At 69.7% G+C, this 12863-nt stretch carries 12 protein-coding genes, 1 pseudogene and 1 riboswitch; of the genes and pseudogenes, 7 read left to right on the top strand and 6 right to left on the bottom strand.

The features are described 5' to 3' along the window. Positions 1–25 precede the first annotated feature (25 nt). The 5 genes from C8D81_RS07890 to C8D81_RS07870 all read right to left on the bottom strand — a co-directional run bounded on the left by C8D81_RS07890 (position 26) and on the right by C8D81_RS07870 (position 3328). Positions 26–427 (bottom strand): hypothetical protein, encoded by a 402-nt coding sequence (locus C8D81_RS07890; protein ID WP_094403448.1) that lies wholly within the window; start codon positions 425–427, stop codon positions 26–28. 17 nt (positions 428–444) lie between these two features. After that, complete coding sequence (locus C8D81_RS07885; RefSeq protein ID WP_133625813.1) at positions 445–852, bottom strand: hypothetical protein; 408 nt, start codon at positions 850–852, stop codon at positions 445–447. A 164-nt stretch (positions 853–1016) separates the two neighbouring features. Further along, positions 1017–1955: a hypothetical protein gene (locus C8D81_RS07880; RefSeq protein ID WP_094405410.1), complete on the bottom strand. Its 939-nt coding sequence runs from the start codon at positions 1953–1955 to the stop codon at positions 1017–1019. A gap of 67 nt (positions 1956–2022) precedes the next feature. Next, entirely contained in the window at positions 2023–2673 is a 651-nt protein-coding gene (locus tag C8D81_RS07875) for a hypothetical protein (protein ID WP_133625812.1), read from the bottom strand. Between the two features lie 94 nt (positions 2674–2767). Next, complete coding sequence (locus C8D81_RS07870) at positions 2768–3328, bottom strand: TetR/AcrR family transcriptional regulator (protein ID WP_094430121.1); 561 nt, start codon at positions 3326–3328, stop codon at positions 2768–2770. Between the two features lie 79 nt (positions 3329–3407). Here C8D81_RS07870 and C8D81_RS07865 point away from each other — a divergent pair, with 79 nt between their 5' ends. From C8D81_RS07865 to ribH, 5 genes and pseudogenes are all read left to right on the top strand, one after another. Further along, entirely contained in the window at positions 3408–4409 is a 1002-nt protein-coding gene (locus tag C8D81_RS07865) for an alpha/beta fold hydrolase (RefSeq protein ID WP_166646711.1), read from the top strand. Positions 4410–4433: 24 nt separating this feature from the next. Further along, complete coding sequence (locus tag C8D81_RS07860) at positions 4434–5030, top strand: riboflavin synthase (protein ID WP_094430123.1); 597 nt, start codon at positions 4434–4436, stop codon at positions 5028–5030. 43 nt (positions 5031–5073) lie between these two features. Further along, positions 5074–5204: riboswitch (FMN riboswitch) on the top strand. 78 nt (positions 5205–5282) lie between these two features. After that, positions 5283–6266, top strand: a pseudogene (gene ribD / locus C8D81_RS21535) (bifunctional diaminohydroxyphosphoribosylaminopyrimidine deaminase/5-amino-6-(5-phosphoribosylamino)uracil reductase RibD); the annotation flags it as partial. Between the two features lie 51 nt (positions 6267–6317). After that, the gene (gene ribB / locus C8D81_RS20875) at positions 6318–7544 is read left to right on the top strand and encodes a 3,4-dihydroxy-2-butanone-4-phosphate synthase (protein WP_229119495.1); all 1227 of its coding nucleotides are present in this window, start codon (positions 6318–6320) and stop codon (positions 7542–7544) included. Continuing rightward, a complete protein-coding gene (ribH, locus tag C8D81_RS07850) occupies positions 7541–8017 on the top strand; it encodes a 6,7-dimethyl-8-ribityllumazine synthase (protein WP_094430126.1) in 477 nt (158 codons plus the stop codon). The genes ribB and ribH overlap by 4 nt, the downstream gene beginning before the upstream one ends. A gap of 197 nt (positions 8018–8214) precedes the next feature. Here ribH and C8D81_RS07845 read toward each other — a convergent pair whose 3' ends face one another. Then, positions 8215–9675: a helix-turn-helix domain-containing protein gene (locus C8D81_RS07845; RefSeq protein WP_208109142.1), complete on the bottom strand. Its 1461-nt coding sequence runs from the start codon at positions 9673–9675 to the stop codon at positions 8215–8217. Positions 9676–9810: 135 nt separating this feature from the next. Between C8D81_RS07845 and aceA the strand changes: the two genes are divergently transcribed. Next, on the top strand, positions 9811–11100 hold the full coding sequence (gene aceA / locus C8D81_RS07840) for an isocitrate lyase (RefSeq protein WP_094361093.1): 1290 nt from the start codon (positions 9811–9813) through the stop codon (positions 11098–11100). A 146-nt stretch (positions 11101–11246) separates the two neighbouring features. Beyond that, positions 11247–12857: a malate synthase A gene (gene aceB / locus C8D81_RS07835; protein ID WP_133625811.1), complete on the top strand. Its 1611-nt coding sequence runs from the start codon at positions 11247–11249 to the stop codon at positions 12855–12857. Positions 12858–12863: the final 6 nt, after the last annotated feature.

Genomic DNA, 12863 nt, shown 5'->3' with positions numbered 1-12863 from the left:
GTCGGGGCAAGTCGGCAGCCAGGGCTCAGGCGGTGTGGTCCGGGACTTCGTCGTAGGGGCGTCCGAGGTGCTCGCGGGCGAATGCGTCGAAGCGAGCATCCGAGCCGTCGACCACTCCACCGGGCAGCGGGTCGTAATCGAAGTCGGCGCTGGCGCCACCACTGGACCGGTAGTTCAGGACCGCTCGGTGGATCGGTTGGCCCGCCTCGATCGCGGCGTCGATCAGGTCATCGATCGCATCATCGGCGTCGTCGCCCAATCGCAGCATCCGGTGCGGTCCGGCGGTATCGGTGAAGAACAGCGCACTGGTGGAGACGCCGTCCTCGTCCTCAACCACCAGCCACATCTCATCGAACTGGTCCGGAAGGACGTTGACACACTCCTGCAGGATTGCGGTGACGAACTGGTCAAGTTGTTCGGGGGTCATGGCGGATTCGCGGCGCCTCAGCCCGTGTACTCGGGCGTGTCTGCCCAGGAGCGACCGAGATGCGTCTGGCCGAACTCCTCCATGCGGGCATTGCTGCCCTCAACGACTCCACCCGGCAACGGCTCGTAATCGAAGTCGGCGCTGGCGCCGCCCCTGGAGCGATAGCTGAGCACCGCGCGGTGGAAGGGCTCACCGTCGTCGCCCGCGGCGTCGATCAGGTCGTCCACGGCCTCATCGAGTTCGCCGGGGAAATCCGGGGACAGCGCCCGAGCGGGACCATCGGCGCTGGTGAAGAAGAGCACGGTATTGGCCACGTGATCCTCGGATTCGATCACCAGCCAGAGTTCGTCGAAGTCCTCGGGCAGCCAGTTCACGGCGGCCTGCAGGATGGCTGTGATGAGTTCGTCACGCTTCTCGGGGGTCATGCCGGCTCCTCTCGCTGGCGCTCACGGTAGCGAGGTCATCCACCAGCGGCGTTGTTGAATGTCTGGGCGTATCTCTGGTTGCCGCCCATCGACCCTTTCGCCAGCGCTCTCGTGCTGCCTGCCATGGTGACCACCTCCAGACAGGCGCGTAGGGCGCGCGCAGGTCAGCGGCGGCGGTGCACGGTGAGGTCCTTGTTGGTGGGGTGGATGTCCTCGCCGGTCAGGTCGGCGTGCACGGCATAGGTCGCGAGTGCGGCGGAGAGCAGTTGCCCGGCGACCGTGCTGCCGGCGGCGGTGTGCGCGCCGCAGGTGTAGCGGTGGCGTCCGGTGCGGGAGCCGGTACGCCGCCACCACGGCTTCGGCCCGCGCAGGCCGCCGGGGATCGTGCCGGTTGCGGTGATCGTCGCGTCGGCGCCGTCGGGTGGCGACTCGACCAGCTGTACGCCGCGGGCGTCCAGGCGGCGGGTGAGCGCGTCGATCAGCGCCACCGAACCGGCCGGCGTACCGTCGGCGTGGGTGACCTGCCAGAGTCCGAAGGTCCGTTCGACGCTCAACCAGACGGCGTCACTGGCGGGGGAGTGTCGCGGCTCGCCCTCGGCGGCGTCGCGGATCACCTCCGACAGCACCGGATGGTCGAAGTCGGTGGCCAGGTCCGCGACCGTCCGCCCCACCCACAGTTCGCGGCGGGCGGAGCGGAACGCGACCTTGTCGAACTCCCGCTCCAGGCCGAGCGGTCGGCGTACCTGCCAGACCTCGTCCAGGGCATCGAGCAGGTCCCGCCACCGCGCGGCCACCGGCGGGCCGAACTCGTCGACCAGCAGCCGCCACTGCGCGCCGCGCTCGGCCGGCAGGTCCAACCCGGCCACCGGGCGGGTGTCGACCGGGGTGAGTTCCAGGCTTGCCTGGGCGAGTTCGGCGGCGAGGATGCGTCCGGACTTCTTGAACAGGTCACGCCAGGGGGCGGGGAAGGTGAACACCTCGGGCAGGTCGTGCCGCGGGGTCGGGTCCGAGCGGACCAGGGTGACCCGGTGCCCGACCTTCGCCAACCGTACGCAGGCAGCCATTCCCGCGAGTGTGTCGCCCAGCACGGTGATGTCAGCCACGGTGCGAATTCTAGTCACCGTGTGGTGCGTCGACACTGGTCGAGCTGTGGGGTGGCTCAGGTGTGACTCACCGGTACGGATCGTCCGGCTCGGCCCAGTCGGCGTACTGCCAGGACCAGCGATCGGGATGCTGGATCCGGTCACCGGTCAGGTCCGCGACCCAGGCGTCGGCCACGTCCCGGTCGTTGGCCAGGGAGCCCCGGTCGGTGCGGCGGAGCAGGGACAGATGCTGCTCCATCAGGGAACGGGTCAACCCGCGCTCGCACACCGCGGTTGCCAGCTCCTGCACCAACTCCTCGGTCCCGGGCTCGCGGAGCACGCCGACGGCGTGGGTGATCAGCAGCAGCTGGTCGGTGTCGAGGCCCTCGATGCCGGCCCGGATCACCTTCTGCACCGGCGGCGGGGGAGGCGATTCCAGCACCACGACCCGCCAGTCGTAGTCGGGCCGGTCGGCGGCGGCCTGCAGTGCCGGCAGCACCCGGTCGGTCGGGCAGTGTCGCTGGGCGGGTGGCAAGAGTTTGCGCATCCGCACCAGCAGTGCAGCGGGCTGACGTTGCAGCTTTCGCGCGATCGCCTCCACCGGGGCGCCCTCCCGGGCCATCGTGACCATCGTCTCGTGGTCGTCGTCGGTGTAGGACTGGCCGTTGCGCGCCGGCGGTGGTTCGGGTGGGCCGATCAGCTCGGACTGATGGCGCTGGAAGGACAGGGTGTCGGACATGGGAATACCTCCTTTTCCCATCCTGACTGCAGAAACCGGTGATCGGGGCGGACCGGTGTTGTCCGATCGGGGGAGGTGTTGTCCGTACCGCGGTTCAACCGGGCAGGCGGGAGGTCAGCACTGCCAGCGCCTCGCGGGTGGTCAGGTCCCCGATCAGCACGCGCTCGGTCAATCCGTCCGCCAGCGCGATCAGTGCGCGTGCGTCCCGCAGGGCCGAGCGTTTCGGCGTACCCAGCTCGCCCAGCAGGCCGGCCACCAGCGTCTCCTGCCCCCGCTTGCCTTCGGCGAGGATGGCCGCGATCTCGGCATCGGTGGCGGCCGCGGTCAGGTAGGCGTACCAGATCGAGACCCCCGGCCCGGGTTCGGCGGCGCGCCGGATCGGGTGGCCGAGTGCCTCCCGCAACCGGCCGGCGGGGGAGGCCTGCTCGGTGTCCTCGCGGTATCGGTCGGCGCCGGCCTCGATCATCGCCCGGGCGCTCACCCGCAGCAGCTCCTCCTTGCTGGCGAAGTAGTGCTGGATCCGGCCGACCGAGACCCCGGCCGCGGCGGCCACGGTGCGCATCGACACCGCGGCGAGCCCGTCCCGGGCGATCACCAGCCACACCCCCTGCACGATCTCGGTGCGGCGGGCGTCGTGGTCGACCTGGCGTGGCATGCCGGCATCGTAACAGTACGACCGTATCGCTCTGTGTTACGATACGACTGTATTGTCAACTGCAGGGATGAGGAATGTCGTGAAGAAGACCGAAGGTGCGCGCAGGCGCCGCTGGCCGTGGGCGCTGTTGATCGTCGCGTGCGCGCTGCTGCTCACCGACAAGGTGATTGGCCTGGCGAACCCGCAACCGCAGGTCGGCCGGTTCGACGGCATCGAGGGGGCGCGTGCCTACGACTCGGCGTACGCCGCAGCACTCGCCGCGATGCCAACCCCCACGACGATCCGGGACATCCCCACCACCTTCGGCTCGGTCCGGGTGACCCAGTGGACCCGTCCGGAGCTGACCGGGCTGGTGCCGGTGCTGCTCACCCCGGGTTGGGGATCGGGTACGCCCGCCTGGGATGCCAATCTGCGCGACGTGATGGCCGAACGCCCGGTGATCGCGGTCGACGCCGTCGGCGACGCCGGTCAGTCGGTGCAGCGCATTCCGCTGACCAGCACCGCCGATCACGCACGGTGGCTCACCGAGGTGCTGGATGCGCTCGAGGTGCCACGGGTGCACGTGGTCGGCCACTCCTTCGGCGCGGCCACCGCCACCGCCCTGGCCCTCCACCGCCCGGAGCGGGTGGCCAGTCTGACCCAGCTCGAACCGGTGCTCACCTATGGCCAGCTGCCGGCCTCGGTGATCTTCTGGAGCATCCCGGTCAACGTCCCGTTCCTGCCGCAGTCGTGGCGCGACCGTGGGTTGGCCGAGATCGGTGGCGTCGATCCGACCGAGCTGAAGACCGCCGGTCCGGTGGGGGAGATGATCGCCGCCGGCACCCAGCACTATCGGCAGGCGATGCCGATGCCGAGCCCGCTCACCGACGAACAGATCCGGGGGTTGCGGATGCCGATCTATCTCGCGGTCGCCGGTCGGAAATCGTTGGTGGGTGGCGATGCCGCCGTGCAACGCGCCCGGCAGCTGCTGCCGCAGGGTACGATCCGGATCTTCCCGAATGCCACCCATTCCCTGCCGATGCAGGAATCCGCCGCCCTCGACGCGGACCTGCTCGCCTGGTGGCGGACCCAGGACCGGTGATCGAGGGGCCGTTACGCTGAGCGGGTGTTCACCGGAATTGTCGAAGAACTGGGTGAGATCGTCGAACTCGACGATCGGGGCGAATCGGCCGTGCTGCGGATCCGCGGGCCACTGGTGGTGAGCGATGCGAGCCACGGTGCCTCGATCGCGGTGAACGGGGTCTGTCTCACCGTCACCGACCGCGACGCGGAGACGTTCGCGGTCGATGTGATGGCCGAGACGCTCAACCACAGCAGCCTCGGTGACCTGGTGCCCGGCAGCCGGGTGAATCTGGAGCGTGCGATGGCCGCCAACGGCCGATTCGGCGGCCACATCGTCCAGGGCCATGTGGACGGCACCGCGCGGATCGTGTCGCGTACGCCCGGTCAGGACTGGGAGGTGGTTGGCATCGAGCTGCCCGCCGAGCTGGCACGATACGTTGTGCACAAGGGATCGATCACCGTCGACGGGATCTCGTTGACCGTCTCGGCGGTCACCGACGACACCTTCGAGGTCTCGCTGATCCCGACCACGCTGGCGCTCACCACCCTCGGCGGCAAACAACCCGGGGAGACGGTGAATCTCGAGGTCGACGTGCTCGCCAAGTACCTCGAGAAACAGATCGCGGCGCGTGACTTGTGACACCAGCCCATTCCCTGGTTGGGAATCCTCTGCCATAGTGGTCGCACGCGCTCCGGGGTCGGTGCAATTCCGAACCGGTGGTGACAGTCCACGACCCGGCCACAGCCAGTGGCCGGTTGACCTGGTGGAATTCCAGGACCGACGGTGAAAGTCCGGATGGGAGGCAGCGCGTGACGGTCGGCCAGTGCCGACCGCTGCTGGTGCTTTCCTGCACCCGACCCCCGGAGTCATGTTCGACGACCGGGAGGATCCATGACATCCCAGACCGAGATGTGGCTCGACCTGCGCCTGCTCCGGCGCGCCGCCGCGCTCGCCCTGCACGGCCCGCTGCCGGACCCGAATCCGCGGGTGGGTGCGGTGATCTGTGACCCGGCGGGATCGGTGGTGGGCGAGGGCTGGCACCGTGGCGCCGGCACCGAACACGCCGAGATCGCCGCACTGCGGGCGGCCGGGGCCAGCGCACGGGGTGGCACGGCGTACGTCACCCTGGAACCCTGTGCCCATACCGGGCGCACCGGCCCCTGTGTGCGGGCACTGATCGAGGCGGGCATCGCACGGGTGGTGTATGCGCGGTCCGATCCGAATCCGGCCGCCGCCGGCGGTGCGCAACGCCTGACCGACGCCGGCGTGGCGGTGGCCCGGTTGGACATCGACGCCGCGGATCTCAACCCCCATTGGGAATTCGCGGTCCGCAATCAGCGCCCCTTCGTCACCTGGAAGTACGCCGCCACGCTCGACGGGCGATCCGCCGCGGCCGATGGCAGCAGCCGGTGGATCACCGGGCCCGAGGCCCGCGCCGAGGTCGGGCGACAGCGGTCCGAGTGCGACGCGATCCTGGTCGGTACCGGGACCGTGCTGGCCGACGACCCGTGGCTCACCGCCCGGCATCCGGACGGCACCCTGCAGGATGGGCAACCACTGCGCGTCGTGCTCGGCGAGCGGCCGATCCCGGCCACCGCGCGGGTCCTCGATGAGGCCGCGGAAACCCTGCTGCTGCGGCACCGCGATCCGGAGCGCGCGCTCGCCGAACTGCACGCGCGTGGCATCCGCCACCTCTGGCTCGAGGGCGGGCCCCGGGTCGCGGCCGCGTTCTGGCGCGCGGGGTTGGTCGATGAGCTGATCGGCTATCTGGCCCCGGCCCTGCTCGGCGAGGGACGGCCCGCGGTCGACGAGCTGGGAATCCCCACCATGGCGGAGATCCTGCGCTTCGATCAGGTCGACGTCACCCCGGTCGGTGTCGATCTGCGGGTGACCGCGCGCCCACGCGCCCGAGCGCACCGGACCGCGGTGGACCTCGACGTTCCCGCCGCGCTCGACGCCCTGCGCGCCGGCCGGCCGGTACTGGTGACCGACGACGCGGACCGGGAGAACGAGGGCGACATCGTGCTGGCCGCCGACACCCTCAGCGACGGGTGGCTGGCGTGGACGATCCGGCACAGTTCGGGATACGTCTGCGCCCCGCTCAGCGGCGAGCTCGCCGACCGGTTGGAGCTGCCGCTGATGGTGCCCGACAACCGCGACCCGTTGCGGACGGCGTACACGATCACCGTGGATGCGGCCACCGGTGTCGGCACCGGGATCAGCGCCGCCGACCGGGCGCACACGCTGCGCACGCTGGCCGCCGCCGGTCACGGTGAGGCGGGTCCGGCGGATCTGATCCGCCCGGGCCACGTGGTGCCCTTGCGGGCCCGCGACGGTGGCGTGCTGACCCGTCGCGGTCACACCGAGGCCGCGGTGGATCTGTGCCGGCTGGCGGGCCTCGCCCCGGTCGGCGCGATCGCCGAACTCGTCAACGACGACGGCACGATGATGCGCACCGACGCCATCCGGGCGCTGGCCGAGCGGTCGGGCCTGGGGGTGCTCACCATCGCCGACCTGGCGGCCTGGCGCCGCTGCCACGATCGGGTCGAGCTGGTCGCCGAGACACGGATCCCCACCGCACAAGGAGAATTCGCGGCCCGTGGCTATCGGGACCTGCTGACCGGTGCCGAGCATCTGGTGCTGCACACCGACCGGTTCGGTCCGCAGCCGCTGGTCCGGGTGCATTCGGAGTGTCTCACCGGGGACGTGTTCGGATCGCAGCGCTGTGACTGCGGGCCACAACTCGACGCTGCCCTCGCGGAGGTGGCGGCGGCCGGTGGGCTGGTGATCTATCTGGGTGGCCACGAGGGCCGCGGGGTCGGTCTGCTGGACAAGCTGCGGGCGTACGCCGAACAGGACGCGGGTGCCGACACCGTGCAGGCCCAGACCCGGCTCGGGCTGCCGGTCGATGCGCGTGAGTACGGCGCTGCGGCAGCGATCCTGGGCGATCTCGGCATCGACCGGATCTCATTGCTCAGCAACAATCCCGCCAAGGCCGCCGGTCTCACCGAGGCCGGCATCGAGGTCGCCGAGACCAGACCACTGCGGGCCGGCCAGCACCCCGACAACCTGGCCTATCTGCGGACCAAGGCCGCACGGTTGGGGCACCGCACCCTGCTGCACCCGGCCGACGAACTCAAGGAGCGAGCATGAGCGGACACGGCGCACCCACCCTGGAACTCTCGCCGGTGGCCGCGGGCGGACTGCGCGGGGTGATCGTGGCGAGCAGTTGGCATGAGGTCGTGATGAACGGGCTGATCGACGGCGCGCGCCGCGGCTTCGAGCAGGCCGGGTTGAGCGGTGAGGTGATCCGGGTGCCGGGCAGTTTCGAGCTGCCGGTCGCCTGCGCCCGGCTCGCACCCGGCCACGACTTCCTGGTCGCCCTCGGGGTGGTGATCCGCGGTGGCACCCCGCACTTCGACCACGTCTGCCAGGCGGCCACCCTGGGGATCACCCGGGTCAGCGTGGATACCGGTACGCCGATCGGTTTCGGCGTGCTCACCTGTGACACCGAGGAGCAGGCGCTGGCCCGGGCCGGTCTGCCGGATTCGCTCGAGGACAAGGGTTTCGAGGCCGCCCAGGCCGCGATCCTCACCGCGGTGACACTTGCGGGAGCAGGCAGGTGACGTGGCACCTCGAGCAGATCAGGCCCCCGCGCCCCGGTCGGGGCATCGTCCTTCGGTCCGAGCATGGTGTGTCATGCCCCAACCGAACTCCCATGCCCCGACCACCGAGTGCGCGGTCGAACTGGGTTCATCTCGACACGCTCGCTGCGCGAGCTACTCGATGAACGTGAGAACCTGCTGCCCCAACCACCGAGCACTCAACTCCCGTGCGCCTCGAGGAAGGCGTACACCTCGGTCTCGTCGACGCCGGGGAAGGCGCCCGGGGGGAGGGCGGCCATCAGATGTGAGTGGGCGCGTGCCGACGGCCAGGCGTGCCCGGCCCAGGCGCTGGACAGTTCCGCGGGTGGCCGGCGGCAGCAGGTCTCGTCGGGGCAGCGGGATTTCGAGCGTTCCCGGGTGTCCCGGCCACGGAACCATTTGGCCTGCACGTAGGGCACCCCGATGCAGGTCGAATACGCCCCCTCGACCCGCGCGGTGCACCAGAACGTGCCCGCCGAGGTGTCGGTGTACTGGTCGAAGGCGTTGAACTTGTCGGAGGCGTCGAAGACCTGCCGGCTGGTCCAGTAGCGGCAGACCGGCTGACCCTCGATCGCGCCGGTGTGGTCGGCCGGGAAGTTCACCCCGTCGTTCTCGTAGGCCTTGTAGATGATCCCGGACTCGTGCACCTTCTGGAAGTGCACCGGGATGTCGAGATGGTGGGTGATCAGGTTGGTGATCCGGTGACTGGCGGCCTCGTAGGAGACCGCGAACGCGTCCCGCAGGTCCTCCACCGCGAGCTGCTTCTCCTTCTTGGCCTGGGAAAGGAACTCCACCGTCGTCGACTCCGGCATCAGCAGGGCCGCGGCGAAATAGTTCGTCTCGATCCGCTGGCGCAGGAAGTCGCCGTAGTTGTTCGGGGTCTGATGGCCGAGCACGTAGTGACCCAGGGCCTGCAGCAGCACCGATCGCGGATCGTGGTCGCCGCCGGCGGAGCGGGGCAGATAGATCCGCATCTGCTTCAGGTCGGTCACCGAGCGGGTGGAGTGCGGCAGGTCGCCGACGTGCTGCAGGGTGAAGCCGAGGTGGGCGGTGATCGCACCGATCTCGTGCTGGGACAGCGGGCCGCGGCGGTAACCGGCCTTCTTCAGCAACCCGGCCGCCTGCTCCTCCAACTCACCGAAGTAGTTGTTGTGTGCCTTCATCTCCGCACGCAGTTCGGTGTTCGCGCGACGGGCCTCCTCGGGGGTGGCGACCTGTTCCTCGGCGGTGCGGGCCAGCTCGCGATGGAGCCCGACCAGCGCCTCCAGCACCTCCATCGGCATCCGCGGGGAGATCCGCACGCTGGGCAGGCCCTTCTGCTGCGCGAGCGGGGAACGCATCGCCCGCTCCAGCTCGATCTCCAGCATGGTGCGCCGGTTGGGCACCTCGGAGAGGAAGTCGTCGATGGTGACGTCGTACGCCTTGGCGAGCTTCTGCAGGATGGAGACCTTGGCCTCGCGCTTGCCGTTCTCCAGCAGGGAGAGCTGGGAACTGGCGATCCCGGTGAGCTCGGAGACCCGGGAGAGGGTCAGCTCCCGCTCCTTGCGCAGGGCGCGGATCCGGCGGCCCAACGAAAACGGGTCGAAAACAGACTCCGGCTCGGGGTCCTTGGGGCGGCGCTGCCAATCCGATTCCGTCACTCTTTCACTCTAGCTAATTTTTGCATTTCTTTCACCATAAACCTGCTGGGCAGGTGTTGTTTCTTGGCGCATCGTTGTTTCTGCCGGCCGATACGAGCCGAAGCCACAGACCGTGAACCGAGCGAAGGAGCCGTGATGAGCGAGAGCAGCACCCACATCCCGATGAGCGCCGAGTCGATGGAGCAGGACTGGAAGGACAACCCCCGCTGGACCGGGGTCCGCCGCGACTACACCGCCGCTGACGTGGTGCGGCTGCGCGGTCGGGTGCAGGAGGAGCACACCCTCGCCAAGCGCGGTGCCGAGCGGCTCTGGGACAAGCTGCACAGCGAGGACTTCATCAACGCCCTCGGTGCGCTGACCGGCAACCAGGCGGTGCAGCAGGTGAAGGCCGGCCTGCAGGCCATCTACCTCTCCGGTTGGCAGGTCGCGGCCGACGCCAACCTCTCCGGTCACACCTACCCCGACCAGTCGCTCTACCCGGCGAACTCGGTGCCGCAGGTGGTCCGCCGGATCAACAACGCACTGCTGCGCGCCGACCAGATCGAGTGCGCCGAGGGCATCCAGACCGTCGAGGACTGGCTGGTGCCGATCGTCGCCGACGCCGAGGCCGGCTTCGGTGGACCGCTGAACGCATACGAACTGATGAAGGCGATGATCGCCGCCGGTGCCGCGGGTGTGCACTGGGAGGATCAGCTCGCCAGCGAGAAGAAGTGTGGCCACCTGGGTGGCAAGGTGCTGATCCCCACCAAGCAGCACGAGCGCACCCTGAACGCCGCCCGGCTGGCGGCCGATGTGGCCGGCACCCCGAGCGTGATCGTGGCCCGCACCGACGCCGAGGCGGCCACCCTGATCACCTCCGACGTCGACGAGCGGGACCAGGAGTTCATCACCGGTGAGCGCACCGGCGAGGGCTTCTACAAGGTGCGCAACGGCATCGAGCCGTGCATCGCCCGCGGCCGGGCGTACGCCGACTATGCCGACCTGCTCTGGATGGAGACCGGTACGCCGGATCTCGAGCTGGCGAAGAAGTTCGCCGACGCGATCCACCAGACCCACCCCGACCAGATGCTGGCCTACAACTGCTCGCCGTCGTTCAACTGGAAGAAGCACCTGGACGATGCGACCATCGCCAAGTTCCAGAAGGAACTGGCCGCGATGGGCTACAAGTTCCAGTTCATCACCCTGGCCGGCTTCCACGCGCTGAACTACTCCATGTTCGATCTGGCGCACGGCTACGCCCGCGAGCAGATGAAGGCCTACGTGGAGCTGCAGGAGCGCGAGTTCGCGGCCGAGGAGCGCGGCTACACCGCCACCAAGCACCAGCGCGAGGTCGGCACCGGCTACTTCGACCAGATCGCCCAGGCGGTGAACCCGTCGAGCTCGACCGGTGCGATGGCCGGTTCGACCGAGTCCGCCCAGTTCTGATCGAAGGCGCCTGATCCCCGCCCCCGAACCAGCGTGCGGGTGACCACCTGCCGAGGTCTTGTCCAAACCTCCCGGTCACCCGCACGCAACCTTCCTCTCTCAAGTCCCTTCCCCAGAAAGTCCGTCCAGCAAAGGATTCCGAGATCATGCAGCAGATCGAGATCGTCGCCACCGAAGTCGTCGACCGGGCCGATGAGGTGCTCACCCCCGAGGCGCTGGAGTTCGTGGCCGTCCTGCACCGGCTCGCCGGGGGGCGGCGCAACGAGCTGCTGGCCGAGCGCAGCGTGCGATCCGCGGCGATCCAGGCCGGTCATGATCCGATCCGGCCGGCGGAGACCGCGCACCTGCGCGCCGATCCGCACTGGCGGGTCGCACCGCCGGCGCCCGGGCTGGCCGACCGTCGGGTCGAGATCGTCGGTCCCACCGAACCCAAGCAGGCGATCAACGCGCTGAACTCCGGTGCCCGCGTCTGGCTCGCCGACCTGGAGGACGCCACCAGCCCGACCTGGCGGAACGTGATCTCGGGTCAGGTGACGCTGCGCGATGCGGTGCGCGGCGAACTGGAGCATGACACCACCGAGCGGCACTACCGGGTCACCGCCGAGGTGACCCCGACGATCGTGCTGCGGCCCCGCGGCTGGCACCTGACCGAGTCGCACCTGCTCGTCGACGGTGAACCGGTGCCCGCCGCCCTGGTCGACTTCGGCCTCTATTTCTTCCACAATGCAAGGGAATTGATCGCCCACGGTCGCGGCCCCTACTTCTATCTGGCGAAGCTGGAGTCGCACCAGGAGGCGCGGCTGTGGAACGCGGTCTTCAACACCGCCCAGGACCTGCTGGGCATCCCGCGCGGCACCATCCGGGCCACCGTGCTGATCGAGACGATCACCGCGGCCTTCGAGATGGAGGAGATCCTCTACGAGCTGCGGGAACATGCGGCGGGACTGAGCGCCGGCCGCTGGGACTACCTGTTCTCGCTGGTGAAGCAGTTCCGCAGTCGCGGCCAGGCGTACCTGCTGCCCGATCGCGATCAGATCACCATGGCCGCACCGTTCCTGCGCGAGTACACCAGCGAACTGGTGCGGGTCTGCCATCGCCGGGGGGCGTACGCCATCGGCGGGCCGGCCGCCTTCGTCCCGAACCGGCAGAACCCGGCCGCCGACCGGCGCGCGCTGGACCGGGTCAGGATCGACCACACCCGGGAGGCCAAGGACGGATTCGACGGCTCCTGGGTCGCCCACCCCGACCTGGTGCCGGTCTGCGCGGCGGTCTTCGACGAGACCCTCGGTTCGGGCGAGCACCAGCAGGCCCGCCGGCGCCGCGACCGGCCGGCCGACACCGCCGCGCTGATCGACGTGCGCGTCCCGGACGCCGACATCAGCGAACGCGGGGTGCGGACCAACATCCGGGTCGGCCTGCGCTACCTGGACGCCTGGCTGCGCGGCCGCGGTGCGGTGGCGATCGGTTCGATGATGGAGGATGCCGCGACCGCCGAGATCTGCCGCTCCCAGCTGTGGCAGTGGCGGCACCTGGGTGCGCGCACCGCTGAGGGGCAACCGATCAGCGCCGAATGGCTGACCGAGCTGATCGCGCAGGAGTACGCGCTGATCCCGCGGGAGGCCGAGGACCGGCTCGACGAGGCCCGGGAGCTGTTCGCCGAGGTGGTGCTGGCCGAGCGGTACCCGGAGTTCCTGACCCTGGCGGCATACCCGCACCTGCTCGCGGGGAAGCCGGCCCGGTTGGCACCGGCGGCCTGAACGGCG

The organism is Enemella evansiae (genome assembly GCF_004362375.1).
GTDB classification, from domain to species: domain Bacteria; phylum Actinomycetota; class Actinomycetes; order Propionibacteriales; family Propionibacteriaceae; genus Enemella; species Enemella evansiae.
Note: the sequence above shows the minus strand (reverse complement) of the source record. Positions and strands in the feature narration are given on the sequence as shown.

Excerpts from the sequence above, each read along its gene's own strand:
- C8D81_RS07870 (WP_094430121.1), bottom strand. The coding sequence starts at position 3,328 with ATGCCACGCCAGGTCGACCACGACGCCCGCCGCACCGAGATCGTGCAG.
- aceA (WP_094361093.1), top strand. The coding sequence starts at position 9,811 with ATGAGCGAGAGCAGCACCCACATCCCGATGAGCGCCGAGTCGATGGAG.
- aceB (WP_133625811.1), top strand. The coding sequence starts at position 11,247 with ATGCAGCAGATCGAGATCGTCGCCACCGAAGTCGTCGACCGGGCCGAT.
- ribH (WP_094430126.1), top strand. The coding sequence starts at position 7,541 with ATGAGCGGACACGGCGCACCCACCCTGGAACTCTCGCCGGTGGCCGCG.
- C8D81_RS07890 (WP_094403448.1), bottom strand. The coding sequence starts at position 427 with ATGACCCCCGAACAACTTGACCAGTTCGTCACCGCAATCCTGCAGGAG.
- C8D81_RS07885 (WP_133625813.1), bottom strand. The coding sequence starts at position 852 with ATGACCCCCGAGAAGCGTGACGAACTCATCACAGCCATCCTGCAGGCC.
- C8D81_RS07875 (WP_133625812.1), bottom strand. The coding sequence starts at position 2,673 with ATGTCCGACACCCTGTCCTTCCAGCGCCATCAGTCCGAGCTGATCGGC.